Here is a 25,524-nt window from a genome sequence, read left to right as displayed (position 1 = left end):
ATAAACTACTAATAAGGCAGCCTCTTTAGGTGAAGAAAGTTTAGTTACCTCCGGAGGAATCCTTTTTCCAGCAGAAACTCCTTCATATGCAGCCGTGCTGGCTGTGACAATCGCTCCGCCATAATGGCCGACCAAGGGGTGTCTTTGGCGCCGTGGGTCCGCTCACGCATATAGTCTGAGGAGACTTTATCGTAAGTTTTGACCTGCTCCACAGTGGTTTCCGCATTGTAGCGATTACGATGCAGAACAGCCTCTAGTGGAAGCCGCGGACGCAGGCCCGAAGCTCCGTCAGGATAACCTACACACATCCCAAATAGCGGATAGACCAATTCAGGCAGTCCCAGCAATTCCGATACCTCCGCGATCCGGTTACGGATTCCACCGATATATACAATTCCAAGTCCTAGTGACTCCGCAGCCACTGCAGCATTCTGTGCAGCAAGCGCAACATCAACGGTAGCAACAATCAGGTTCTCAGCAGAATCTTCATAAGAAGTCTCTCCCTGCAAATGAGGTTTGGTCACCTCGCGCAGCCGATACAGATCAGCGCACCAGACCAAAAACACTGGGCATTGTTCTATATAAGCCTGATTGCCCGCTAGTCCCGCAAGCTCCGTCTTTAGTGCCGGGTCAGTAACTGCAATAACACTATAAGCCTGAACATTGCTTGAGGTTGAAGCCATCTGAGCTGCTCCAATAATAGCGCTAAGCTGATCTTCACTTACTGGCTTATCCTGAAACTTGCGGACAGATGCATGTTTCATTAACAGAGAAATTGTATCGTTATTCACTTGCACTGTGGCCACTCCCTAAATAGTGATGGTGATATTACAGCTTTACCCGCTGTAGCCGAAGTGCATTCAAAACAACAGACACGGAGCTAAATGCCATCGCAGCTCCTGCCAGCCATGGGGCTAGAAACCCAAGTGCAGCAATCGGTATTCCTATTGTATTGTAAGCAAGCGCCCAGAACAAATTTTGTTTAATATTTCTCATCGTTTTGCGGCTCATCATGATGGCATCAGGAATACTCTTCAGATCCCCGCGCATCAGCGTAATATCAGCTGCTTCCATAGCTATATCCGTTCCTGTCCCAATCGCCATACCCGTATCGGCAGTAGCCAGTGCCGGAGCATCGTTGATCCCATCCCCAACCATGGCAACCTTAGTCCCATTCTGTTGGAGCTTGCGAACCTCTTCAGCTTTGCCCTCTGGCAGAACCTCTGCTAACACTTTCTCGATCCCTGCCTGCTTCGCAATAGCCTCAGCTGTAATTTTATTGTCACCAGTGATCATTACGACTTCAATACCCATATCATGGAGCGCGGCTACAGCCGCTTTTGAGGTCGGTTTAATCGTATCAGCAACGGCCACAATCCCAGCGATTTCACTCTCTACCGCTACTAGCATAGCTGTCTTTCCCGACTCCTCCAGCTTCTTCATAATTGGAGTCCATTCTGTGATATCAAGCTGATGATCTTCCATCATCCGCCGCGTGCCTACCATAACCTGCTGATCGGAGACAACGGCCATAATTCCACGTCCGGGCACATTATCAAACTGCTCAGCAGTAGGCAAAGCCAAACCTCTATCAGCAGCGCCAGCAACAATAGCTTCCGCAAGTGGATGCTCAGATAGCTTTTCAGCAGCTGCAGTTAAAGCTAACAAACGGTTTTCCGCGTTTTCTTTTCCATAAGCTGCAATTCCAGTAGTAGTCACAACATCGGTAAGCACGGGTTTACCATTCGTCACTGTACCTGTTTTATCTAGCACAACGGTCTGAATCCCTTGCGCTCCCTCTAAATGCTCCCCGCCCTTGAAGAGGATTCCAAGCTCTGCTGCCCGGCCCGATCCTGCCATAATGGAGGTTGGCGTTGCCAGACCTAGCGCACATGGACAAGCGATTACGAGCACTGCAATGGCTTTTTCGAGGGCATCAGCGAACTGGCCAGGGGCTGCCCAGAAATACCAGATCAGAAAAGTTATTACGGCAATACCCACAACAATCGGCACAAAAATCCCTGAGATTACATCGGCAATCCGCTGAATCGGAGCTTTGGAGCCTTGAGCTTCCTCCACTACTCGGATAATTTGAGCCAGCGCAGTGTCGCGACCCACTTTATTGGCTTTGATTCTCAAGATACCGTTCTTATTCATAGTGGCACCGATCACGGTATCCCCTGGTTTTTTCTCCACAGGAATACTTTCTCCGGTCAACATCGACTCATCCACAGAAGAAGACCCCTCGACAACTTCACCATCCACAGGTACCTTTGTTCCGGGCTTCACCAATACAATATCACCAGGAATAACTTCATCTGTCGGGATATTCATTTCTTGCCCATCCCGAATTACGAGGGCGGTTTTTGCCTGAAGACCCATTAAGCTTTTGATTGCGTCAGAGGAACGGCCTTTCGCCAGCGCCTCAAACCATTTACCGACAAGGATAAGTGTAATGAGTACAGCACTCGTCTCATAATACATTTCTACAGTATGATTCATTCCCTTCATGCTTAAGGAATCAATGGTCAGATAAAGACTGTAGAAATAAGCTGCCGACGTCCCTAATACGACCAACACATCCATATTGGCACTCCGGTTACGAAGGGCTTTATAAGCACCGACGTAGAACTGCCAACCGATGATAAATTGCACAGGGGTAGCCAGTACAAGCTGGAACCAAGGATTCATAAATATATCCGGTGTTGGAATCCAGCCGGTGAAGGAGAAATGACCAGCCATCGCCCATAACAATGGGAACGAAAGAATTGCAGAAATGATCCATCTCCACTTTTTATGCTGAATTTCTTTTCCACGACGATCCACATGATCCTTGCGGTCTTCTTTAAGAGAAGCTTTATAGCCGATACTGCTTACCTTCTCCATGATCTCCCTTGGACTGATATTACCGGGTGTATATTCTACATGTGCTGTTTCCAGCGCTAAATTCACATTAACTGCTGCTATACCCGGTGTACGGCTCAACACTTTTTCAATCCGTGAGGAACACGCAGCACAGGTCATCCCCGATATATCAAAATCCGCAGATTCTTTAATAGTGTCATAACCAAGAGAACGGATTTTATCCTCAATTTGTGGCAACCCTGATACTGTCGGATCAAATCCAACTGTAGCCTGTTCCAAGGCTAGATTCACATTCGCACGAGATACGCCGTCCATCCGGGACAAACCCTTCTCAATTCGGGTTGCACAAGCGGAACAGGTCATGCCTGTAATCTGTACAGTTGCCTGCTGTTCGGTTGGTGAAGCTGTTGTTTTGGTTTTATCCATGATTTCCACGCCTCCACATACCCCTGTAGGGTATGATAATTTCTAAAAGAAAAGGCATTGGAGCTTTGGGTAGCTTCCCCATATCACTCCAAGCCTTATTACTGTGCTTCAAATTAAACTACGTCATACCCTTGATCTACAATTGCTTCTTTAATCGCACCAAGGCTTACTTTGTTCTCATCATACTCGACAGAAACTTTCTTAGCAGCAAGATCAACGTTAGCTGTGGCTCCAAGATTGCCTACGGCTTTCTCTACGGAGTTAACACAGTGACCACAAGACATTCCTTCAACGTTTAATGTAGCGTTTGACATTAATATAACCTCCAATAAATGTTGTGAAGCTATGCTCTAGAAGCATTAGCTTATTATTTCATTAATTTGTTAACCGTAATTAGGAGCTCGTCGATAACCTCATGTTCGCCAGCTTCGATTCGCTCAACAATGCAACTTTTCATATGTCCTTCTAACAGCATCTTACCGACACCATTTAACGCCGCCTGTACCGCTGCGAGCTGGTTGAGTACATCATCACAATAGGTATCCCGCTCAATCATACCCTTTACCCCGCGGATCTGGCCTTCAATCCGGTTGAGGCGCGTATTCAAGTTATTCTTGAATTCTGCCGAATGATGACTTTTTCGTTCTCCTGATGATGAAGAATGACAATTTATGTCGCAGGATTCTGCAGCTTGCTCTTTCTTGGCAGTAGACATAAGAATCAGCCTCCTTGGTTATAATATAATATACCCCCGTAGGGTATGTCAAGAGGCATTCCTAATTCATCCACAGATGATCTCCACGGGTAGTTTGTCCCTATATTACCGCCGTATTCTTCTACGGTTGGCTATACATCTCTATTTTTTTAAAAAAACTATTGCCTCCCTATTCAAATTTGAATATAATAAATTTTGCTTCTAATTATGAACATTTTTCGAACAGAACTATCACTATCACTATTAAGAAAAAGGAGCTGCGAAGCATGCATACTAAAGAAAGTAATCTTAAACTCGTAGTGGTTGGCCTGCTGCTTGGTATTCTTATGTCCGCAATGGACAATACCATTGTAGCTTCAGCTATGGGAACGATAGTCTCAGATCTTGGTGGTCTGGATAAAATCGTATGGGTAACCTCCGCTTACATGGTAATGGTAATGGCCGGAACCCCTATCTTCGGCAAGCTCTCTGATATGTATGGACGTAAACGTTTCTTCATTTTCGGATTGATTGTATTCCTGATTGGCTCGGCTTTGTGCGGTACTGCCACCAGTATCACACAGCTCAGTATTTACCGTGCCATTCAAGGGATCGGCGGCGGTGCACTAATGCCAATCGCCTTCACCATCGTTTTCGACATTTACCCGCCTGAAAAAAGAGGAAAATTGACCGGTCTCTTTGGAGCCGTCTTCGGAATCTCCAGTGTACTTGGACCTTTACTCGGTGCCTATATTACCGACTATGTTGGTTGGCAGTGGGTATTCTACATTAACCTGCCGCTAGGAATTATTGCACTGTTCCTGATTGCAACTTCTTATAAGGAGTCGATCTCCCACGCTAAACAGCGCATTGACTGGGGCGGAGCCTTCACTCTGGTTGGTGCGATTATCTGCCTAATGTTCGCTCTGGAACTTGGTGGTAATCAATATGCTTGGGATTCCAGTGCCATCCTTGGCTTATTCGTAGGTTTTGCTGTTCTCTTGCTGGCGTTTATCCTTATTGAGAGAGTAGCTGCTGAACCTGTGATCTCGTTCGCTATGTTCCGCAAACGGTTGTTTGCAACAAGCAGCGTGACCAGCCTATTTTATGGCTCTGCTTTTATCGTAGCTACTATTTACATTCCTATCTTTGTGCAGGGTGTATTTGGCGGCTCAGCTACGAACTCAGGGCTGATCCTTATGCCGATGATGATCGGTACGGTCGTTGGCAGTCAGACCGGGGGGCTGCTTACAACAAAAACCAGCTTCCGCAACATTATGATCCTATCCGCAGTCTGCTTTGTCGCAGGGGTCTACAGCCTAAGCACTTTATCACCAGATACCTCCCGCCTCATGCTTAATGTATTTATGGCTCTGACTGGGTTCGGCGTAGGCTTTTCCTTCTCCGTGCTGAGCATGGCAGCTATCCATAATTTCGATATGCGCCAACGGGGGTCGGCAACATCAACCAGTACCTTCATGCGCTCCCTTGGAATGACGCTGGGAATTACGATCTTCGGGATTATTCAGCGGAATAGCTTTACTAACAGTCTAAGCGATGCTTTTGGCGGTAGTGAACAGTCAGCAGCTTTCGGAGATCCACGCGCTGCGTTAACACCTGAAGCAAGAGCAAAGATCCCTGCTGAAATATTAGAAAAAATATCAAGTGCGTTATCCACCTCTATTGCACAAACCTTTATGTGGGCTTTGATTCCTGCAGTGCTCGGTCTAGTCTTTGTACTGCTCATGCCAAAAGACCGTCTTACCATTCCTGCTAAAGCTGTTCAGGCGTCAGAGGGCAAAAGGTAACCATTATGTCCATGAAATTAGCCATTTTAGGTTTACTGCTGGAGCGGAACATGCATCCCTATGAAATCACATTAGTGATGAAGGAACGTTCCATGGACCGGATCACCAAGCTGCAGATGGGATCACTCTATTATGCTGTGGATAAGCTTGCACAAGATGGTTATATAGAAGCTTTAGAGGTCATCCGCAGCAGTGATCGGCCGGACAAAACAATCTATGCCATAACGGAGCAAGGTAAAGCTTTATTCGAACAGCTTATCCTGCAACAGATTAAGAAAAACGAACCCTTCTATCATCCGATGTATATGGCCCTGGCTATGTCCCGTCATATCGATCAGAGCAAGGTTGAGAAGCTGCTCGAGGAACGCCTCCGGGAAACAGAACATCAGGTTAATCTGGCTTATCAGGTATACGAGGAGCATATCTCCATCGTGCCTCGTTCTGCCCTGCATCTAATGTACGGTACATATGAGCACACCCTGACTGAGCTGAAATGGCTGCAGCGCCTATACGATGATGTTGTAGCGCGCAAGCTAAAAGACATAGGGACACCGTTGAATTTAGAGGCCTAATGGCCTCTTTTTTCTGTTTAAGGGAGTCAAAATACGTTTATTAACGAGCACAATAGCCATTAAATCTCAAAGAAAGGCGAGGCGGTAAAAATGACCCAAGAAAAACATCAGCTGAATAGTGACAAACGGGATCACCCGGAACAATATCCAACAGAAAAAGAAAGTCTATTCGATCTTCATGAAAGTGAGCAGAATGTAGACCCGATTCCGATGGAAGATTTGACGCTGGAAAAGCAAGAAGAAAAGAATAAAGAAGAGACCAAACACCGCTCTTCCAGCGACAAAAAATACCATACGGGCTTCTGAGAGTGTACAATATCTACAAGTACGCAATCATAATTTCCAAGGAGGAATCACATTGTTGAAAGCGTTACCTTTAAACAAGCGCGGGATTCCCGCAAGCCGCATTGCTTTAGGCTGCATGGGGCTAGGCGGTGACTGGGACCATGAGCCAATTACTGCGGAGAATGTTAAACAGGGACATGAAGCGGTTGATGCCGCCCTTTCCATCGGCATCAACATGTTTGATCATGCAGATATCTATACTCGTGGGAAGGCGGAGAAGGTATTCGGTCAGATTTTTAAGGATCGTCCAAGACTACGTGAAGAAATCATAATTCAATCTAAATGTGGAATTAAGCTAATGGAGCCTGGAGACAGCACTAATACGTTTGATTTCTCTGGCCAACATATTCTGAACAGTGTAGATGGAATATTGTCACGACTTGGGACCGAATACATTGATATTCTTCTACTGCATAGACCTGATCCCTTAATGGATCCCGAAGAAGTAGCCTCCGCATTACATCAACTGAAGGCCGCTGGTAAGGTTCGTCATTTCGGGGTTTCCAATATGAGCGCCGCTCAGATCAAGCTGCTGCAGACTTATTGCGATGAACCTTTTATCGTAAACCAGCTGCATATGAGCTTGGCTAAGATCAGCTGGGTGGATGCTGGAATCAGTGTAAATCGTGAACCCTGGAAGGATATTATCTTTCCTGAGGGAACCCTTGAACATTGTCGAATGGAGAACATTCAGCTTCAAGCCTGGGGGCCACTCGCCCAAGGTCTATTTAGCGGGCGTTCATTAGAGGATCAACCGGAGAATATCGTCCAAACAGCAGCTATGGTCCAACAGCTTGCAGATGAAAAAGGAACAACACCCGAAGCCATTGTACTGGCTTGGCTAATGACACATCCAGCTGCCATTCAGCCTGTTATTGGAACTGTGAATCCGAAGCGTATTACTGCCTGTGCCGATGCGGACAAGCTGGAGCTTAGCCGTAAGGAATGGTATGACCTGTATGTTAGTTCACGCGGTTCAAAACTTCCGTAACATATACATTTATATTCTCAACTTCATTACTCCGCTTATGCCCGGCTCGCGTTACTACTGCGAGCCGGGTATTTTTTTGCGAATCACTCTAACTATCGTTCTTTATTGCGAATATATTTAGTAATCGAGCGATATATGGAGTTATTTAGAGATAAATTATCATTTTCGTTCTTTATAGAGTACAAATGCGCGTTATTGGCAGTTTTCTTTTTGATTTATTCCATGTATGATTCATTACAGAAGTTGTTCTTAATAAAGAACGATAATAACGAACCAAAGAAACAGACATTGAGGGGAGGTATTCCTCTGAGACCCAGATCAGCAAGGAGAAGACCTAGAAGAAACAGGAAAATCGGATTACGTATACTGCAATCAGGAATGGCTGTCTCCGTCTTATTTCTATATACCTCGCAGCAAGTTGGTGGTACCTATGGAGGCTTTGGAGCCGCTACGCAAACCACTAGCACGATTAGCTTTTGCGAAGTATTTCCGAATTCGATCAAGGCACTGCTTACAGAGTTCAAAGAGCATGTTAATCGAGCGCTCACTTTAAAAGAATCACTACAGCCCTTTTCCTCATCAGCTAACTACTCGGACGTTTCGGGAATAGAAGGGATGTCGCTGGAAGAGCTTGATGTCGCTGCAGAAGAGATTTCTTCGCAAATAGCGGCGCTTCAATCCCAAATAGATAGCGTTAACGAGCAACTGGCGGCTAACAGCCAAATTTGGAATCAAATCCACAATGAGCTAAGTGCAGCAGCAGCCTTACTCTTCCAGATAGGAGGATATATGACTTCTCTAGATTCCAACTGTCTAGAAATCAAGGACGAGCAATTTTTCAGAGATTTACAAAGCAGCCTGAATCAAAGCGGTGTGATCTCGGAATCCTTGAATGCTTCCTTAAATGGAGTTATTAGTTACCTAACCTCCATACACGATGTTGGTCTTCCATTCGCTTCGGTAGTTACCAGTGATGTTTATGGACAACTTGAATTACGCGAAGGAGAGTTCCCACAGCCACTGCCATTCCTGATTACCTTCACTCAACCAGACGGCGTGATCTCTAGCGACCTCACCTCATCTTATGAAGCTCTAAATACCGAATTGACTAACCATAAAGAATCGGCAACCTCAGGTATCACTACCCTTCAAGATAAACTCCAATTGATCAGTCAGACTCGCGAGCAAAAACTAGAAGAGCTTGAAAAAGCTCGGCTAGAAGAAGAGCAAGCAAAGAAAGAAGAAGAAGCGAAAAAAGAAGAAGAACGTTTGGCTGAGGAGAAAAAGCAACAAGAAGCCGAGGATAAAGCGAAAGCTGAGGCAACCCCTCCAACATCAGGCGAAACTGCTCCGGAAGCCCCAAATAAAGAACAACCTGAAGCCCCAGCCACTGATCCGGTAAAGCCGGAAATTGACGAAGAGCTCACAATTCCAAAAGATGTCCCTCAGCAAGAGGCTCCACAAGAGACGCCAAAGGCGGAAGACAGTACGACTACCCCGCCGGTAGCAACCCAAGCTCCTTCGGACCCTCAACCTGAGAAAGGTGGAGAATAAGATGCGAATTAAAAAAATTATCAATAATACCCTATCGAGCTTAATGCTTGTGATCTTTATTCTGCTGGTGGCAGCCGTAGTGTTATCCAAGGCCTCCGGCGGTGAACCTGCTTTCTTCGGATATGAGATCAAAACCGTACTCTCAGGATCGATGGAACCAGGAATTCAGACAGGCTCAATTGTCGCATTAAAACCCGGAGGGGATATGAATCGTTTCAAACCAGGCGATGTCATCACCTTTAGGAATGAAGATAATCTGCTCATTACTCACCGGATTGTAGAAGCGACCGTCAATAACGCTACTGGTGAAGCTGTTTATCGCACTAAAGGCGATAACAACGACGCGCCCGACATGAACCCTACCAGTTCTGTGAATGTTGTAGCTCAGTATACCGGGGTCACTGTACCCTATGTCGGTTACGCTATGAATTTCGCGGTTTCCAAAGCTGGAAGTGTAGTCCTCATGATCGTGCCTGGCTTGATGCTTCTGCTCTATGCTCTGTATACCTCTTGGAAGGCTGTAGCTGCATTAGAAAAGAAAAATGCTGCCCTACTGCCAGCCTCACCGCCCCCAACAGAAACACAGCCCTAAGTTGATTGTCCACTTCCGCTTACGAACCGGAAGATACAATATATAAATTTTATAAAAAATTCAAACACAAATTTGAGGAGGAATTTTATTATGGGTATCAAGAAAACATTGGGTCTTGGCGTAGCATCTGCAGCACTGGGTTTATCATTAATCGGCGGAGGAACCTTCGCATACTTTAGCGACACTGCGCAAAGCACAGCTACATTCGCAGCGGGCACGCTCGATCTGAACTCCGACCCTTCTGTCATCGTTAATATTCCTAACCTGAAACCAGGTGATACTGTAACTAAATCCTTCAAATTGAAAAACGATGGTTCGCTCGATATCGGATCTATTATTCTGAATACATCGACTCAAATCACGGATGCTAAAGGAGATAACTACCTGGATTTAGCCGAGTTCATTAAAGTTAAATTCCTTAGAAATAATGATAAAGGAGTACCTATCGTCTCTCCTGAAAATGTAGTTTATGAGACTACACTTGCTGCTTTAAAAAGTCAGCATCCGGATCTCGTAAAAAATACAGGTTGGGATCAACTCTTTACCGAAGCATCCGGTATTAAAGCCGGTACCAACGACAGCTTCTCCGTCCAATTCGAATTTGTGGAAAATAACCAAGATCAAAATATTTTCCAAGGCGATAGCTTAACACTGACTTGGGATTTCGTAGCTAAACAAGGTGCGAAAAAAGACTACTAAGATCAATAAAGTAATTTAATAAAATACTCGAAGAGCAGCAGATCCTGAATCCGGCCACGGATAAGCAGATTGCTGCTCTTCTCTTTACAATAAACTTTGTCCGATTTATTGATATTTGCTATACTAATAACAAAAATTACGGAGGGGCGTCAGCATAGTGCCACAGAATATGGGCCAACGTATCCAGCAGCTCCGCCTAGACAAGGGTTTCTCCCTATCTGAGCTTGCGGACAGAGCAGATGTGGCTAAGTCGTATCTTAGCAACGTGGAGAGAAACATCCAATCCAATCCATCCATCCAGTTTATCGAAAAAATCGCTGACGCGCTTCAGGTATCCATTCATGCCCTACTCTATGGAGTACCCAATGATGCAGAGGAATCACATTTAGATTCGGAATGGTTCCGATTGGTGCAGGAAGCTATGGACTCAGGCATTAGCAAACGCGAATTCAAAGAATTTCTGGACTATCAGAAATGGAAGCTCGATCAAAAGGATTAATACTTCCTACTAATCTGGTATGATCCTCTCTTCTACTAAATCATATCGAAAAAGGACACAGCGAAGAACCGCTGTGCCCTTTTTCGATATGTAACCCCTCTAATGTATTACTGCACGATCTGCACAGTTTTCTCATGAAAGAACTGGCGGATTTCATCTGCCTTAATGCCAGCCTTCTTAGCTGCTAATAATAAATGTACCCACTCTTGATCCAGATCAATAAACTGCTGTTCTCTGTTGCTACCCTGGTTGGACTTTTCCAAAAAATCTCCCCCTAAGATTTTACGTCCCCAGGCAATCCGGCTGTCATAGTATCTCTACCTTAGACCCGCGACTTTGTGCCCCTGCCTTTCGGCAAGTTTACCTTTTACTGGACCCTTTTCACGAAAGGATCTACTTAAAAAACTATAAAATTACTATCTGCAATAACATTATACAAAAAGAAAGCGGAAAAGTGTGTCGATTCCTGGTTACTTTCTATTTTAAAAACGAAAAATAAAAGATTTTTTTTCAAAGATCTTGTCCGATTATCACGATACTCGTCCGTTACATAAAATAAATTGTACTAGCAAAATAAATATTTACTGACCTAATAGTTAAAAATAAGGATAATAGAATCATTTTAATAGGCCTTTAGAATGGGTAATGAGAAGAAACACCCTTCTTTTCATTAGAACAAGCTAACCCATACCATTTTGCGAACGTATTGGACGAAAGAATGAATTGATTACAGTGGCCGAAAGTAGCACAATAAGATGAGAAATGAAACCGCAATCATCACAGCTCCAGTAAGCGTTGACACAAAATGTCACGTATGGAGTTCATCCGTTAAGGAGGATGTATTCATGGCAGCCAAAGAGCCCTATAACGAATCCATTTGGAGTAAGTATTACGGACCCAATTTAGGCTACATTCAAGAAAGATATGAACAGTTTGTGAAAGATCCCTCCACCGTAGAAAATAATTATCGCGAGCTTTTTACAAATTCGGGACCTCCTCCCCTAACTCCGGATAGCGAACCGGCTCCTCAGCCGCGCATCTCGGGAGACACCGAATGGCTTAGAAAAGCAGTAAGAGCTTCCAAGCTAATCGCCAATATTCGTATATATGGCCATATGGCCGCTGAAATTGATCCGCTGGTACGCGATCAGAATCCCATGGCAAAATATCTTGAGCTTGAAACCTATGGGCTGACCCGCGAAGACCTGATCGCACTGCCTGCCACGCTTATATGGGAAAATGCGCCGAATGATGTGCATACCGGATGGGATGCCGTGCAACGTATGCGTCAGGCATACACCAAGACTATCGCCTATGAATTCGGGCATGTGCATGAAGAAAAAGAACTGCAATGGCTAAATAGACAGGCAGAATCCACCAGCTCACCAGCACCCCTAAATAATACAGAACGCAAAGAGCTCCTGAACCGCCTGATTCAGGTAGAGCAATTTGAAACCTTCCTCCACAAGACTTTTGTAGGTCAGAAGCGTTTCAGTCTTGAAGGCAATGATGCTCTTGTGCCGATGTTAGATGAAATCGTACGTGCTGCTGCACATGACGGTGCGGAGCATATTTTGATGGGCATGGCGCATCGCGGCCGCCTCAACGTTCTTGCACATATTTTGGGCAAACCTTATGATATCATATTTTCAGAGTTTCATCATTCTCCGAACAAGGAGCTTTTCCCTTCCGAAGGCTCCACAGGCATTAACTATGGTTGGACAGGTGATGTGAAATACCATCTCGGTGCAGACCGTGCTGTCCGTGAAGGAGAAACCGTACGCACAAGAATAACACTAGCGAATAACCCAAGTCACTTGGAATTCGTCAATCCGGTCGTGGAAGGTTTCACTCGTGCCGCACAAGAAGATCGGAGCACTGCAGGACTGCCGAAGATTGATACCAGTAAAGCTATGGCGGTGCTGATGCATGGCGATGCTGCTTTTCCAGGTGAAGGAATTGTTGCAGAAACGCTTAATATCGGCAAACTTCAAGGTTATCAAAATGGTGGGACGATCCATATCATTGTTAATAACCGAATTGGTTTTACGACTGAAAGTGAAGATTCCCGTTCTACGCATTATGCGAGTGACATCGCCAAAGGGTATGAAATCCCAATAGTCCATGTCAACGCTGATGACCCAGAGGCCTGCGTAGCAGCTGTACGTTTAGCTAGCGCATACCGCCATCAATTCAAAAAAGATTTCGTAATTGATCTCATCGGCTACCGCCGTCATGGTCACAACGAAATGGATGATCCTGAAACCACACAACCTATTGTCTACGGTAAGGTTCGCAATCATCCAACCGTCTACAAGGTTTATGCAGAGAGACTGAAAAACGAAAAGGTTCTTACCGCCGAAGACGTACAAAAGATGAATGCTGAAGCAGAAAGCGTATTGCAGCGTGCGTACGATAATATGAAGGAAGGCAATCATAAGAAAAAAGAACCCAAAGCCTTCATTCCTCTACAAACGGACCGCGCAGCGGCAAACACTACAGCGGTATCCATCTCCAGCCTGCAGGAGATCAATCGTGAACTGTTGACGGTTCCTGCTGGATTCCAGGTTTATCCGAAGCTGGAGCGCATTTTACAACGTCGTAAAGATGCACTGAATGAGGGTGAAAAGGTCGACTGGGCACTGGCTGAAACATTAGCCTTCGCTACCATTCTGAAAAATGGAACGCCCATCCGACTGAGCGGTCAAGATGCCCAGCGCGGAACCTTCGCACATCGCCATCTGGTGCTGCACGACAGTAAAACAGGAGATTTATTCTCTCCGCTGCATCAGCTAAGCGATTCCCGTGCCTCCTTTGGCGTATATAACAGTCCACTGTCAGAGGCATCAGTATTAGGCTTTGAATATGGTTATAATGTGTTTGCACCGGAAACCTTCGTAATCTGGGAAGCACAGTATGGTGATTTCGCCAATGCGGGTCAGGTTATTTTTGACCAGTTCATTGCCGCTGGACGCGCAAAATGGACACAGCGCAGCAATCTCGTCATCATGCTGCCGCATGGCTACGAAGGACAGGGACCTGAGCACTCCAGCGGTAGGCTGGAACGGTTCTTGCAGCTATCCGCTGAGGAGAACTGGACGGTCGCTAACCTGACTACCGCTTCGCAATATTTCCATCTGCTGCGGCGCCAAGCAGCGTTATGCGGGCAGGAAGATGCTAGACCGCTAGTCATTATGACGCCGAAAAGTCTCATTCGGAATACGCGCAGCACTTCTGCCGGAACCGAGCTGGCTTCAGGACAATTCAAGCCTGTATTAGCGGAATCTTTGCTTGGCCAGAAACCAAATGAAGTTAAACGGCTCGTAGTCTGCAGCGGTAAAGTCGCTATCGACATCCAAACAGAACTGGAAGCAGCACCGGATAAGGATTGGTCATGGCTGCATGTTCTTCGCCTAGAGCAGCTTTATCCGTTCCCGGAACAGGAGCTAAGCGAACATTTAAACTCCTTCAGCTCCCTTCAGGAAATTGTCTGGGTGCAAGAAGAGCCGAAAAATATGGGCGGCTGGAGCTATAGTGAGCCTCGGTTACGCGCCATCGCACCGAAAAATGCCGGCGTAAGATATATCGGCCGTCCGGAACGTTCCAGCCCGGCCAGTGGTTATGCAGATGTGCATAGCTTCGAACAACGTAGAATTGTAACAGAAGCCCTAAAATCAAATTCGAACGTACAAGCGGCTGTACCGTCCTCTTAAGAGGACGGTATCACAATAGCGTAAACCATTATGTTTGGGGAGGAAACGGCCTGTGTCAGAAATCTTAGTACCCGATCTGGGAGAATCCATATCCGAAGGAACCATCTACAAATGGCTGGTTAAAGAAGGCGACACGGTAGGTCAAGGCGACGTGCTTGCTGAGCTGGAAACGGATAAAGTCAATCTGGAAATTAGTGCAGAGGTGGAGGGTGTCATCTCCACCATCCTGCGTCAAGCGGGCGAGAACGTAGCCGTTGGCGAAGCCATCGGCATCATTGGAGCCGCAAGCGGCAGTACGCCGCGGGCCGCTGAAAGCGAAGCCGAAGCGCCTAAAGCGGCTCCGGCAGGCGGCAACGCAGTAGAAGCCGCTGCGCCCGAAGTGCCTGCAGCAGGTGGCGACAGCCACGCTGCCTTGGCATCGCCGGGCGCACGCAAGCTGGCACGGGAGCGCGGCATCGACCTCGGCGAGGTTAGCGCCCGTGATCCTATCGGCCGGATTGGTCAGGCCGATGTGTCCGGTCATGGTGCAGCAGCGCCGCAGGCCGCTGCACCGGTAGCTCCGGCGCCGCAAGGCAAGCCGGAACCAGCGAAGCCGGCAGCGGGCAAAGCCACGCCGGACGAGGGCAAAAACGTGGAGCGCAAGCGCATGTCGCGCAGACGGCTCACGATTGCCAGCCGCTTGGTCGAAGCGCAGCAGACCGCGGCCATGCTTACCACCTTCAACGAGGTGGACATGACAGCGATCCTCGACATCCGCAAGCGCCGCAAGGATGCATTTAAAGAAAAACATGAAGTTGGACTAGGCTTCATGTCCTTCTTCACCAAAGCCGTGATCGGTGCGCTTAAAACCTATCCACTGCTGAACGCCGAAATCGACGGTGAAGATCTGGTCGTTAAGAAATTCTACGACATCGGTATTGCTGTTGCAGCGAAAGAAGGACTTGTAGTTCCCGTAGTCCGTGATGCGGATCGGCTCAGCTTCCCGGAAATCGAGCGCCAGATTGGCGAGCTCGCTTCCAAAGCACGTGCCAATACGCTCAGCCTCTCCGAGCTGCAAGGCGGAACATTCACCATCACCAACGGTGGCGTATTCGGCTCCTTGTTATCGACACCGATTCTGAATACACCACAGGTGGGTATTCTAGGGATGCATAAGATCCAATTGCGTCCGATCGCGCTGGACGAAGAAAGAACCGTAAACCGTCCAATGATGTACATCGCCCTTTCCTATGATCACCGGATCGTTGACGGCTCTGAAGCGGTAAGCTTCCTGGTCAAAGTGAAGGAATTGCTGGAAGATCCGGAAGCACTACTGCTAGAAGGCTAACGCTCTTCGAATTTTCGAAGATATAAGAATATTAAGAAGGTATCCCTACGCTCTCGCTTTGGGGATACCTTCTTTTATATCTGGATCCAATTGCTGCCTTCCCTGCATACGATTTAACTGTATTTTATACACTTATTTATTTCTGATCCGCTCATAGCCTCTTCTCTAATTGCATTCTCTACAACTAAAATCCGTAAAAACGTCTATTTCCACTAATCTAACCAGTAATAGCTGCATCAAGTACAACTAAAGGGCCTATATACAGCTATTGGTGAACTTTAATTGCACATAATACAACTAACTTAGCGCATGCACCTTCAAACTACACACTACATACTACGCACTACGCACTACGCACTACTAACTACTAACTACTAACTACGAACTACGAACTACGAACTACGAACTACGAACTACGAACTACTAACTTCAAACTTCAAACTTCAAACTTCAAAACTCTACTTCAATAGCTCCTCAGCCAGCTGTAAAAATTGCTCCTGGGTCAAAATCGTATCTCCATAGCTGGTGAGTGTATAATACGCATCCTGCTTCTCGTTATACCAGTTCAGATAATCATAGCTGACCTCTTCCCTTACTACCTTGTTATAGATAACTTCTGTCCCTGCAACTGTGAGCTTATTAGCTTGATTCTCAGGCGTTTGTTCCACGAAAACCTTGCCGCCATGCATGAGCGTTGCTGAGATCCCTATAAAAGCATTGTTCTTCGAATATGTTACACTTAGCCCCCCTGGCTCGGACCACGGTATAGCCTTCATAAACAAATTGCGGGTCCCCTTGTCCTTATTTGCCTGAGCGGTAAGATCATTTAATGTTTCCTTATACAAAGTACCTAGCTTAGCTGTATCCGTAGTCGGAGAATTAGGATGGATTACACCATATTTAAAAGCGTACCCCGCTGCCGTTTCGGGAAGCATTGGCGCCCCTGTTCTTTTGATTTCTTTTAAAAAATCAGAATACGCATCTATCCGCTGCTCTTTATACTTAAACTGCAATTCTGTCGCCAAGCCTGCTGCACCTGCTTTATTTTTCACAAGATAAGCGATCAATTCACCCGGTTTAGCGAACTCTTCTGCTTGCTGCGCATATTTATCATAAGAAGCCCTTTCTGCAGATTCAGTCGGCGCAACATGTTGGACCTTCACTACTCCTTCACTATTGCGGATTTGGATATATTCAGACGCAGCATACGCAGTCACAGAAATCAGCAGAAACAGCGTTAACATACTGGCCACTGCCGTTGTTTTATTCATCACCCTCAGCGAGAACGATCGCTTTCGACCTGTTATGCCAGTAATACGCCCCATGACCTTATCTTCTACATCTACCTCATCCAAAAGTTCATTGCCCACCGAGGCATAAATTATATCTTGGTATTCATTGCTGATTTTGTTTCTTTCCATGTGATCTCCTCCTCTGACTTCATAGCTTCCTGAACCTTTAGCTTGATCCGATTCATTCTTTTAGTTAGCGCATTGGGACTGACCCCTAGAATCTCACTTATCTCTGCATAAGTTTGTTCTTCAAACACCCGCAGAATAAGCATGTTTCTCTCCTCAAGCGACAATCCCGCTAAAGCCGCAGACAATGAAGGACTATACAACCGAGCATCCAGCTCCTGTTCAGGACTTGCAGACAGTACTTCCGGACGAAAAATACGCATGACTTGCTTATGCAGACGACGCCTGCGCAGCAGATTTAAGCAATGATGATATGCGATACGATAGAGCCATGCCGAGAAATGCATTTGCGATTTGTATTGCCGGATAGATTGATAACCCTTTACCAAAATATCCTGAACCGCGTCCTCCGCATCCTGCTTGTTTTCTAACAAACGATAGCAATATCGATAGATCGGCTTTTGGAATGACCTGACAATTAAAGCATACTGCTCGGAATCTCCCTTTTGAATCCTAACGATTAGCTCTTCCAACTCTGTCGAGTCTAGCGAATCCTGTGGCGATGTAAGCACCTCCTTAACCCTTATATCTCTATAACACTTGACCACCGAAAAAAGTGCCTATGTAAACCAAACTAAAGGAAATTTTATAAAAGCTGACAGTCACGGCTTCGGAGAATGTTTGAATCACTGACGGCTGGTGTCCCCGGATTTCTTACTTATACCATTATGCACGGTTAAAATCTGGTGAGTCTATGCTTAGCAGATGCATAACAAAACCTCCCATTAGACCTGATAACTCCAGGTTTGCTTCTAATGGAAGGTTTTTTAATAAGGCTTATTATTCTAAGACTGAGGTGTAACGTCAACGTCTGCTAAATTGTAAATTGTTGCAAAGGTTACTCTCTTATCATGGAAGGAGATAGAGTGATCGTAATCGTCTTATCGAACGGAGTCATAAAATTGACCAACACCGCCTTGCAGTTATCCTGCAGCTTCGCCTCACGCACCGTAGCCGCCAGATGTCCAAGCTCGCCCCCTGACAGTTCAATCCAGTCCTCTTCACAACTATAGCGGAGGTTACCGCCGTTCCAGAGATAATGGTCCTCTCCGACAGCCTGCAATTCACCCGATGTGAAACATCCTTCCCGTCCAAAAATAAAAGACAGCTGAGTCATAACCTCTGTAGGTTCCTCAGCATGCAACCGGAGGGTCCACCCTCTGTCCGTGCGTTGAACCTCCGTCTCCACACGGAATGTCTGTTCATGCGTAAGTGCGCGGCTCTGATGCGGTAGCAGATACCAAGGGCTTACCGGCTCCCCAGATGTTTGCGGAAGCAGTTCACCTTCTACAGGACCGTAATAACCCTTCTTTTGTTCTCCTGACAGGTGGTATCCGTCAGGTAGTTTGATCATTTTCTGCATCGGGACATATCCCGGATTAAAGTAAGAAGCCAGCTGCACTGCAAGCAGCCTGACAGCACCGTGACGGAGTGCAAAAAAAGACGGCGTCTCCGTGATTAAGGTCACGCTAGTGTTCCCGTCCCTGTAACGCGCAACCGGTGCTCCGAAATCAGTATGCAGCCGGCTGTGGTAAATTCGCCCTTGATGGCCGGACTTCTCCATATCCTGCAGATAGCCGTGTCGCGGAAAATCGCCGTTCAGTATTTTCTCATATTTTACAGGCAGAGCTGCCGAATCTTCAAAAGGTTGCTGAAGCTCCGGCTCCAGCAGCATACGTACAAGTACGTTGACAGAGCAGACCCCCGGATTTTCCAGTGCTCTGCCTGCCCATTCGGCCATCCCCGCAAACAATGGCTCCTTATCGGAACGGGCCAGAATAGCGTACGGTAAATAATATGGAGACAGGTCGTGAAAGCTCCCCAGATCCTGGCGCCCAGAATAATCGGTCACAACTTCGCCCTTAGGATGCACCAAATAGACCATCATGTGTAAATTCAGACGAACTGGCTCCAGCAACTGCGGCCGATCCAGCAGACGAGCGGCATGAATCAGCATGATGTCGCTGACCGCACTATAAATACCGTTGCTGCGCTCCGTCCATTCTCCATCAGGTGTAATATCCATCCCTTCCGCCAACCACTGTTCCGCCCGTTGGACAGCCTCCTCCAGTCCGAACAGTTCATGCAGAAATCCCAGTGCTGCACACAATACCCAACGGTGGTTCGGCGTGTGACAGCCCCCTGTAAGCATGACGGGAATAGTTCGCTTAAGAAACAATAGCATATTATCAAGCACCTGTTGCAGTGGCGCCCAATCCTGCGACGCCAACAGTTGGTATAGCTGAGCATAGCCGACGATGACAAAGGCTGTATCCGGGGGAGAATGATAGTTCGTCCAGCCCGGAGAGATCGAGCCATCCTCATGTTGTGCACGCAGCACGAACTCCGTCGCCAGCAGCAGGCGGGCCAGCAGCAGCTCATCACGGTAGAATGCGGAATCCGGGTTAACCAGAGCCGCTCCCCAATAACACATATCGGTTGGTGTGCCGGTCGTATGATTAACCCAGGCAACGCCAGTACCCGGATCTATTGTCCCTCCATAATAGCGGCTCGTCGGATCAAGCACCTGCCGGGATAATCCCTCCACTGCCGCTCTATCATTACTGGCTACCAGTTGCTTATACATTATACTTCCCTCCATGTTAACAATCTGCTCAATGTCTGGGTGGTAACAGGAGCTGAAGCCGCGCCAGCTCTTGTCGGATACGGTCAGGAATTTCCGTGAACAGTTGATTCCAAGAAACGAACAATTCCTCCCGGTCCGCATATTCCCAGCACGAATAGGACAGGGAAGGCGTGAACCGGCAGGTTTGCAGATAACGGTGGACAAGACGGTCAGTTTCTCCATCGGACGCCAGAATGCCGTGAAAAAAGTCGCCATAAATCAGACCCTCCGCACCTGCTCTATCCTGTGTACTGGATGCGAATCCCGGTAACAGCTCAAAGACTTCAGGGAACGGGGCAAGAGCATGCTTGCCGGGTTGGACATATAGATCTACCCGTGTCCCGCTTAGATTGCTGCCCCCGCGCAGCAGCGCTTTAAGGAATTTCCCGTGAAAGCTCGCTTCGGCATCCACCACTTCCCCGTCTCTACCGATATAAACCCACACATGCTCCAGATCATATAAATGCTGAATATCATAATCGTAATAAATCGCGTATTCTACAACGGTCAACACATCCGGATGGTTCACAGCTAGACGGCGCCGGAAGGAAGGAGACTCCTCCTCCTGCCGCAACACCGTTATACCGAGACGTACCGGAAAAAATGGCTCGTTCTGATCGAATAATAAGCGCGGAGCATACTTCATAGCTAACCTACGGTCTTCATCGTTCAACATCAGACCTGCCCTCTACGCGCCAACTTGGCCATAAGCAGCCGATGACTTTCAGCAATTTCTTCCGGCTGGCAAGCTGCCTTCAGCTCATACACCTTGACCCACGCCCGTTCAATCATCGGCAGATAAGCATCATAGAATTCCATATTCCCGCTGTTTACATAAGGGCACCAGTGATCAGACAGACCGATGGTCTCATGAATGTGAACACCTACAATATCATCCATCAGACCTTCCATTTCCGCCACACTGTCGTACAAACCCAAACGGTCCATCATAATGGCATGCCCGGTGTCATACCATATGCCCACAGGTGCTCCTTTTAGCGCCTTAATAATCGTTTTGGCTTCCGCAAGCGTCGGAATCTGCTGCGGTTTGGAACGTGTTTCGATACCAAAGCGTACGTTTAGCCCCTCAGAAACTGCCCGGTTACATACTTCATCTAGGCTTTCAATAATTTTCTGCACATAGCCGGCGCTATAGGCTTCCCGCCGCTCCATCAGTTCCGCCCATTTGCTGCGATAAGCGTTAGAATCTCTACCCTCTCCGTTATAAATCTGCTCCAGCTCTTTGCTGATATCATTTGGAAAGGGTACCTCACCGGGATGCACAACAACAGCTTCTCCTCCGTAACGCTGAGCGTACTTAGCCGAGCCAATCAGCAGCTCAATCGCCCGCTGCCGCTTCTCCTCATCCTCAAAACCTAGCAGCACGGAATCTGTGCCATAATCGGAGTCCTGCACATGCGGGAAGGTGTTGTGGACACTGGAGATCCCCATCTCCCCCCGCTCAAGCATCGGCTCGATCGTTTCCAGCATTTCCTTAGTCACATTATAGTTCAGCTCCACTCGCTGAAAGCCCAGATCGCGGATTTCCCGCAGCATTTCACTGCCGATGGAATGACGCTTAATGTTCCAGCAAGTTGAGAACGAAAATATGCCTTTGTCCTCCATAATTATGTTCTCCTCCCTTGTTACAGCTTACGGTTCAACCTTTTACGGCACCAAGCATTACACCGCTGACAAAATATTTCTGCAGCCATGGATATACGGCAAGGATCGGTACTGTTGCAAAGATAACGGTGGCCGCTTTTAGGCTCTCTGGTGTCAGTGGGGTCCGGTTGGCACCTTCCATTTGTGTCAGTTCGGATACCATGTTGTTCTGCACCATCTGGAACAGCTTGAGCTGAAGCGGATACAAATCCGGATTATTGATATACATCAAAGAATCCTGAAAGCCGTTCCACCTTCCCACTGCGTAGAAAAGCGCCAATGTGGCCATAACCGGCATGGATAGCGGCAATATAATACTCATCAGGGTACGAAGATGGGAACTGCCATCGATTTCGGCCGATTCCTCCAGGCTGGCAGGGATGTTATTGAAAAAGGAGATCAGGATAATCAGGTTAAAGGGGCTGACCAGACCTGGCAGGATAAGCGACCAGACCGAATTAATCAAATGCAAATCACGGATCAACAAATATTCAGGAATAATACCGCCGCTGAAAAACATAGTGATAACGATCAGATACATAAAAAATTTACGGCCCTTCAATTTTCTTTTGGTCAGCGGATAAGCTGCTGCGACAGTGAAAAGCATACACAGCACCGTTGTGGCAAACGTCAGAATAACCGTAAAGACAAGAGAGCGGATCATCGCATTATTGGAAAAAACATTAATGTATGCATTCCAGTTCAATTCAATGGGGAAGATCGTTACTTCTCCAGAAGTAATTGCCCGGTTGGAACTAAGCGACACGGCAATCACATGCAAAAACGGAGCCAAGCAGAACAAAACGAACAAGGCAACAAACGTTATATTGACGATATCGAATATCCGGTTTGAGGTACGTTCACTCATAGCACTCCGCCTCCTTCTTTCTTTATCATAAAATACCGTCTCCGGTCACTTTTTTCGAAATATAGTTGGAGCCAAAAATAAACACCAGTCCCACCACGGCCTGGAACAATCCGACTACAGTAGCCAACGTATATTGTCCGGATTCTAGACCCACCCGGTACACAAAGGTACTGAGCACATCAGAATACTCACGCACAGCAGTGTTACCGATAATGTAAGGGCGGTCAAAGCCGATGCTGACCATCTTTCCCAGATTGAGGATAAGCAGCGTCACGATGGTTGGTTTTATGCTGGGAAGCGTAATGTAGCGGATTTTCTTCAGCCTTGTCGCTCCATCCACTTCAGCAGCTTCAAACAGCTCTCGGTTGACACCGGTTAACGCCGCCAGATAAAGGATAGTCCCCCAACCGGCACTTTGCCAGACGCCTGTGAATAAATAAGTGATCAGCCACGGATTTTTTTCAGTCAGAAACGGGATGGGAGTAAGGCCTAAGCTCTCCAGCACACCGTTCACCATACCGGACTGGTTGCCGAACAATTGATATACGATCCCCCCGATGATCACCCAGGAAATAAAGTGGGGGATATACAAAATCGTCTGCGATATTTTCTTGAACCACACCGAACGAATTTCGAACAGCATAATCGCCAGGATAATCGGAGCCGGAAAAGAGACAAGTAAATCCAGAAAATTCAGCATAAAGGTATTGCGCAAGGTGGTGTAGAACTCTCTCATTCCAAAAACCTCGCGGAACGCATCAAAGCCAATCCACTCGCTGCCTCCAATCCCCTGAAACAAATTGAAATCCTTAAAAGCAATCTGCACACCATACATCGGACCATAGCGGAAGATCAGGAAATAAATAATAGGCAGCGAAAGCAGCGCGTACAATTGCCAATACCGTCTAAAGTATGTCGCTTTGCTCAAGTCGTTTTCCTCCTAAGGAGAAAAACCGGGTGGAGCGCAGCACCATCTCCCCCCGGTTTTCACTATATATTTGTTTATTGAGCCGAAAGTTCCTTAAACGACTTCTCCAGTTCCTCTTTCAGCTTGGTTCCGCCCAAAGTCATGTAATCTTTCATTTCCTGCTCGTAAACCGCTTCAAACTGCTCTGGTTTGGCCATTGCCGTCTTTACAATAATTACGTTGAGCTTATCTTTGAGCGTTGTGCCATATTGCGATTCCGCTTCTATCGGCTTGCCGAAGACGAGCGGCCCCACCGTGTCAGCGTTGGCGATAGCGATAGATTGAGTCAGCATCTCCCGGTTACGTTCCGGAAAGCCCAGCGCCCATGCTTTTTCATTAGTGGCCTGATCACCGATGTTTTTGCCGTTGGAGATAATGGCCATGTCGCCAGCATTAAATAGACGATCGGCGAACTCCTGGGAAACATCTGTTTTGGCCACTGGAATACCGTCTACCAGGTCGTAGTTTTCACCTTCAACGCCATTTTGGATAGCAATCAGATTATTATCCGAAGCCATCCAATCAAGATACTTAACGGCTTCCACGGCGCGTTTACTACTCTTCGGAATCATGATGTACATGCCGTTGGAGGCATACCGGGATTTAATGTGCTTGTTATCAACGTTGGCGTTGGTTAAGACGTCTACCGGCAGCACCTTGCTTCCCTCTACATTTTTGTAGAGATTATCCAGGGTACCATCGGCATAGAACAAGACATCCACATCCTCCGACCAGTAGCCTACATTGCCGTTCTGGATATCCTTGGCCAACTGTGTTTTATCCTCGTCCAGACTGAAGTCCTTACTGATCATCCCTTCATTGTAGAGCTTATTAAGAAATTGCAGGGCATCCTTAAAGCCCTCATGCAGCGGCAGCTCATAACGTTGGCTGTAGGTCAGATCGCCGCTGATCGGCTTCATGAAAGAGAAAATCAACGTCTCGAATTGGGCTGGTGCCAGTGCCATGCCCATCGGGATGTTTTTGCTGCCGAGATTGCCCGGATCCTTTTCTTTAAACGCTTTCAAAGTAGTGTACAGCTCATCGGTCGTCGTTGGCACAGGCAATCCTAATTTATCTAACCAATCCTGACGGATGTAGGAGCTATAACGGCCTGTGATCGCCCGTTTACCAGGGATCGCATACTGCTGACCTTCAAGCTGGCCGAACGCCAGCGTATCCTCGCCAATAAACTTTTTCAGATTCGGGCCATATTCATCGAGAATTTCTCCGACATCAGTCAAGCCACCTTGCTGGGCATACCGATAAAACACACTGGAATCATACGTAAATACGATATCGGGCACATCCGTATTGCTCGCCATCAAAACATTCAGCTTGGTAACTTCCTCAGAACGCTGGATAGGTACAAATTCTACATCAATGTTATTCGGATCTCCGAACTTTTCCTGCACTAGTTTAGTTAAGTAGTTATTGGTAATGGTATGAGGGGCTGGGCTGTTGCCGCGGTCAAACACTTCCACCTTTAATGTAACGCGCTTGGCACTTTCGCCGGCTGGGGCACCCTCGGATGCTGTGTTGTTTTTAGAATCATTGGAACAGCCTGCTAGCAGAGAAACGCCCATTATTGCGGTTAATCCGATCCCGATTGCTTTCTTCAGAACTCCTTGATGTACGTTCACTGTCATTTTTCCATCCCCTTCGCCCTTGCAGGCTTTAATGGTGTATTTATGATCCCCTAGCCTTAACTCTATCCATCCCCAGCGGAATCCATATCACGTGATGCTTTTTACTGCCGTGCTACTGGGTCGCTTGTTGTTCTGGATGCCCACAGTATTTCATGAATTCCGGCAGTCTGACAATAAACCTCTTTCGGA

At 47.0% G+C, this 25,524-nt stretch carries 23 protein-coding genes and 1 riboswitch; of the genes, 10 read left to right on the top strand and 13 right to left on the bottom strand.

Going from position 1 to position 25,524, the window contains the following annotated elements:
* Positions 1-44 precede the first annotated feature (44 nt).
* From nfsA to MHI32_RS02290, 4 genes are all read right to left on the bottom strand, one after another.
* Positions 45-797 (bottom strand): oxygen-insensitive NADPH nitroreductase, encoded by a 753-nt coding sequence (nfsA, locus tag MHI32_RS02305; RefSeq protein WP_076185647.1) that lies wholly within the window; start codon positions 795-797, stop codon positions 45-47.
* Positions 798-828: 31 nt separating this feature from the next.
* Positions 829-3,291 carry a heavy metal translocating P-type ATPase gene (locus MHI32_RS02300; protein WP_340011829.1) on the bottom strand — a complete coding sequence of 821 codons (2,463 nt, stop codon included), beginning with the start codon at positions 3,289-3,291 and terminating at the stop codon, positions 829-831.
* Positions 3,292-3,404: 113 nt separating this feature from the next.
* A complete protein-coding gene (locus tag MHI32_RS02295; RefSeq protein WP_340011828.1) occupies positions 3,405-3,605 on the bottom strand; it encodes a copper ion binding protein in 201 nt (66 codons plus the stop codon).
* A gap of 53 nt (positions 3,606-3,658) precedes the next feature.
* Entirely contained in the window at positions 3,659-4,006 is a 348-nt protein-coding gene (locus MHI32_RS02290) for a metal-sensitive transcriptional regulator (RefSeq protein WP_076124636.1), read from the bottom strand.
* A gap of 266 nt (positions 4,007-4,272) precedes the next feature.
* Here MHI32_RS02290 and MHI32_RS02285 point away from each other — a divergent pair, with 266 nt between their 5' ends.
* The 8 genes from MHI32_RS02285 to MHI32_RS02250 all read left to right on the top strand — a co-directional run bounded on the left by MHI32_RS02285 (position 4,273) and on the right by MHI32_RS02250 (position 11,045).
* Positions 4,273-5,793 carry an MDR family MFS transporter gene (locus MHI32_RS02285; RefSeq protein ID WP_036682771.1) on the top strand — a complete coding sequence of 507 codons (1,521 nt, stop codon included), beginning with the start codon at positions 4,273-4,275 and terminating at the stop codon, positions 5,791-5,793.
* A 5-nt stretch (positions 5,794-5,798) separates the two neighbouring features.
* Positions 5,799-6,365: a PadR family transcriptional regulator gene (locus tag MHI32_RS02280; protein ID WP_036682773.1), complete on the top strand. Its 567-nt coding sequence runs from the start codon at positions 5,799-5,801 to the stop codon at positions 6,363-6,365.
* Positions 6,366-6,455: 90 nt separating this feature from the next.
* Positions 6,456-6,671 (top strand): hypothetical protein, encoded by a 216-nt coding sequence (locus tag MHI32_RS02275; protein ID WP_051491260.1) that lies wholly within the window; start codon positions 6,456-6,458, stop codon positions 6,669-6,671.
* Between the two features lie 52 nt (positions 6,672-6,723).
* Positions 6,724-7,701 carry an aldo/keto reductase gene (locus MHI32_RS02270; protein ID WP_076124641.1) on the top strand — a complete coding sequence of 326 codons (978 nt, stop codon included), beginning with the start codon at positions 6,724-6,726 and terminating at the stop codon, positions 7,699-7,701.
* A gap of 378 nt (positions 7,702-8,079) precedes the next feature.
* The gene (locus MHI32_RS02265; protein WP_076219723.1) at positions 8,080-9,255 is read left to right on the top strand and encodes a hypothetical protein; all 1,176 of its coding nucleotides are present in this window, start codon (positions 8,080-8,082) and stop codon (positions 9,253-9,255) included.
* 1 nt (position 9,256) lies between these two features.
* On the top strand, positions 9,257-9,847 hold the full coding sequence (locus tag MHI32_RS02260) for a signal peptidase I (RefSeq protein ID WP_076124645.1): 591 nt from the start codon (positions 9,257-9,259) through the stop codon (positions 9,845-9,847).
* A 90-nt stretch (positions 9,848-9,937) separates the two neighbouring features.
* Entirely contained in the window at positions 9,938-10,546 is a 609-nt protein-coding gene (locus MHI32_RS02255; protein WP_036682781.1) for a TasA family protein, read from the top strand.
* Positions 10,547-10,715: 169 nt separating this feature from the next.
* Positions 10,716-11,045 carry a helix-turn-helix domain-containing protein gene (locus MHI32_RS02250; RefSeq protein ID WP_340012691.1) on the top strand — a complete coding sequence of 110 codons (330 nt, stop codon included), beginning with the start codon at positions 10,716-10,718 and terminating at the stop codon, positions 11,043-11,045.
* Positions 11,046-11,152: 107 nt separating this feature from the next.
* Here the strand turns inward: MHI32_RS02250 and MHI32_RS02245 are convergent, their stop codons facing one another.
* The gene (locus MHI32_RS02245) at positions 11,153-11,308 is read right to left on the bottom strand and encodes an anti-repressor SinI family protein (RefSeq protein ID WP_232061118.1); all 156 of its coding nucleotides are present in this window, start codon (positions 11,306-11,308) and stop codon (positions 11,153-11,155) included.
* Positions 11,309-11,335: 27 nt separating this feature from the next.
* Positions 11,336-11,420: riboswitch (cyclic di-GMP riboswitch) on the bottom strand.
* A gap of 470 nt (positions 11,421-11,890) precedes the next feature.
* On the opposite strand from MHI32_RS02245, the gene MHI32_RS02240 reads away from it, so the two are divergent.
* Positions 11,891-14,758, top strand: a complete 2,868-nt coding sequence (locus MHI32_RS02240) for a 2-oxoglutarate dehydrogenase E1 component (protein ID WP_340011827.1) — start codon at positions 11,891-11,893, stop codon at positions 14,756-14,758.
* Positions 14,759-14,810: 52 nt separating this feature from the next.
* On the top strand, positions 14,811-16,085 hold the full coding sequence (gene odhB, locus MHI32_RS02235; RefSeq protein WP_340011826.1) for a 2-oxoglutarate dehydrogenase complex dihydrolipoyllysine-residue succinyltransferase: 1,275 nt from the start codon (positions 14,811-14,813) through the stop codon (positions 16,083-16,085).
* A gap of 458 nt (positions 16,086-16,543) precedes the next feature.
* On the opposite strand, the gene MHI32_RS02230 is transcribed toward odhB, so the two are convergent.
* The 8 genes from MHI32_RS02230 to MHI32_RS02195 all read right to left on the bottom strand — a co-directional run bounded on the left by MHI32_RS02230 (position 16,544) and on the right by MHI32_RS02195 (position 25,335).
* Entirely contained in the window at positions 16,544-17,506 is a 963-nt protein-coding gene (locus tag MHI32_RS02230) for a hypothetical protein (RefSeq protein WP_076192705.1), read from the bottom strand.
* Positions 17,467-18,075, bottom strand: a complete 609-nt coding sequence (locus MHI32_RS02225; protein ID WP_076192703.1) for an RNA polymerase sigma factor — start codon at positions 18,073-18,075, stop codon at positions 17,467-17,469. The genes MHI32_RS02230 and MHI32_RS02225 overlap by 40 nt, the downstream gene beginning before the upstream one ends.
* A 326-nt stretch (positions 18,076-18,401) precedes the next feature.
* A complete protein-coding gene (locus tag MHI32_RS02220) occupies positions 18,402-20,150 on the bottom strand; it encodes a hypothetical protein (protein WP_076192700.1) in 1,749 nt (582 codons plus the stop codon).
* 28 nt (positions 20,151-20,178) lie between these two features.
* Complete coding sequence (locus MHI32_RS02215) at positions 20,179-20,865, bottom strand: hypothetical protein (RefSeq protein ID WP_340011825.1); 687 nt, start codon at positions 20,863-20,865, stop codon at positions 20,179-20,181.
* Positions 20,865-21,815, bottom strand: a complete 951-nt coding sequence (locus MHI32_RS02210; protein ID WP_340011824.1) for a TIM barrel protein — start codon at positions 21,813-21,815, stop codon at positions 20,865-20,867. The genes MHI32_RS02215 and MHI32_RS02210 overlap by 1 nt, the downstream gene beginning before the upstream one ends.
* Positions 21,816-21,849: 34 nt before the next feature.
* Entirely contained in the window at positions 21,850-22,722 is an 873-nt protein-coding gene (locus MHI32_RS02205; protein ID WP_038568356.1) for a carbohydrate ABC transporter permease, read from the bottom strand.
* 25 nt (positions 22,723-22,747) lie between these two features.
* The gene (locus MHI32_RS02200; RefSeq protein WP_038568353.1) at positions 22,748-23,650 is read right to left on the bottom strand and encodes an ABC transporter permease subunit; all 903 of its coding nucleotides are present in this window, start codon (positions 23,648-23,650) and stop codon (positions 22,748-22,750) included.
* A 74-nt stretch (positions 23,651-23,724) separates the two neighbouring features.
* Positions 23,725-25,335, bottom strand: coding sequence for an extracellular solute-binding protein (locus MHI32_RS02195; protein WP_340011823.1), 1,611 nt, complete (start codon positions 25,333-25,335; stop codon positions 23,725-23,727).
* Positions 25,336-25,524 lie beyond the last annotated feature (189 nt).

The sequence above is a fragment of the Paenibacillus sp. FSL H7-0690 genome, assembly GCF_037980415.1.
In the GTDB taxonomy this organism is placed as follows: Bacteria; Bacillota; Bacilli; order Paenibacillales; family Paenibacillaceae; genus Paenibacillus_AQ; species Paenibacillus_AQ odorifer.
Note: the sequence above shows the minus strand (reverse complement) of the source record. Positions and strands in the feature narration are given on the sequence as shown.

Bases quoted from the DNA above. Each gene is read 5' to 3' on its own strand.
- MHI32_RS02285 (WP_036682771.1), top strand. From the start codon at position 4,273: ATGCATACTAAAGAAAGTAATCTTAAACTCGTAGTGGTTGGCCTGCTG.
- MHI32_RS02260 (WP_076124645.1), top strand. From the start codon at position 9,257: ATGCGAATTAAAAAAATTATCAATAATACCCTATCGAGCTTAATGCTT.
- MHI32_RS02295 (WP_340011828.1), bottom strand. From the start codon at position 3,605: ATGTCAAACGCTACATTAAACGTTGAAGGAATGTCTTGTGGTCACTGT.
- MHI32_RS02255 (WP_036682781.1), top strand. From the start codon at position 9,938: ATGGGTATCAAGAAAACATTGGGTCTTGGCGTAGCATCTGCAGCACTG.
- MHI32_RS02220 (WP_076192700.1), bottom strand. From the start codon at position 20,150: ATGTATAAGCAACTGGTAGCCAGTAATGATAGAGCGGCAGTGGAGGGA.
- MHI32_RS02290 (WP_076124636.1), bottom strand. From the start codon at position 4,006: ATGTCTACTGCCAAGAAAGAGCAAGCTGCAGAATCCTGCGACATAAAT.
- MHI32_RS02195 (WP_340011823.1), bottom strand. From the start codon at position 25,335: ATGACAGTGAACGTACATCAAGGAGTTCTGAAGAAAGCAATCGGGATC.
- MHI32_RS02300 (WP_340011829.1), bottom strand. From the start codon at position 3,291: ATGGATAAAACCAAAACAACAGCTTCACCAACCGAACAGCAGGCAACT.
- MHI32_RS02275 (WP_051491260.1), top strand. From the start codon at position 6,456: ATGACCCAAGAAAAACATCAGCTGAATAGTGACAAACGGGATCACCCG.
- MHI32_RS02280 (WP_036682773.1), top strand. From the start codon at position 5,799: ATGTCCATGAAATTAGCCATTTTAGGTTTACTGCTGGAGCGGAACATG.
- MHI32_RS02205 (WP_038568356.1), bottom strand. From the start codon at position 22,722: ATGAGTGAACGTACCTCAAACCGGATATTCGATATCGTCAATATAACG.
- MHI32_RS02265 (WP_076219723.1), top strand. From the start codon at position 8,080: ATGGCTGTCTCCGTCTTATTTCTATATACCTCGCAGCAAGTTGGTGGT.
- MHI32_RS02250 (WP_340012691.1), top strand. From the start codon at position 10,716: ATGGGCCAACGTATCCAGCAGCTCCGCCTAGACAAGGGTTTCTCCCTA.
- MHI32_RS02215 (WP_340011825.1), bottom strand. From the start codon at position 20,865: ATGTTGAACGATGAAGACCGTAGGTTAGCTATGAAGTATGCTCCGCGC.
- MHI32_RS02240 (WP_340011827.1), top strand. From the start codon at position 11,891: ATGGCAGCCAAAGAGCCCTATAACGAATCCATTTGGAGTAAGTATTAC.
- MHI32_RS02230 (WP_076192705.1), bottom strand. From the start codon at position 17,506: ATGGAAAGAAACAAAATCAGCAATGAATACCAAGATATAATTTATGCC.
- MHI32_RS02210 (WP_340011824.1), bottom strand. From the start codon at position 21,815: ATGGAGGACAAAGGCATATTTTCGTTCTCAACTTGCTGGAACATTAAG.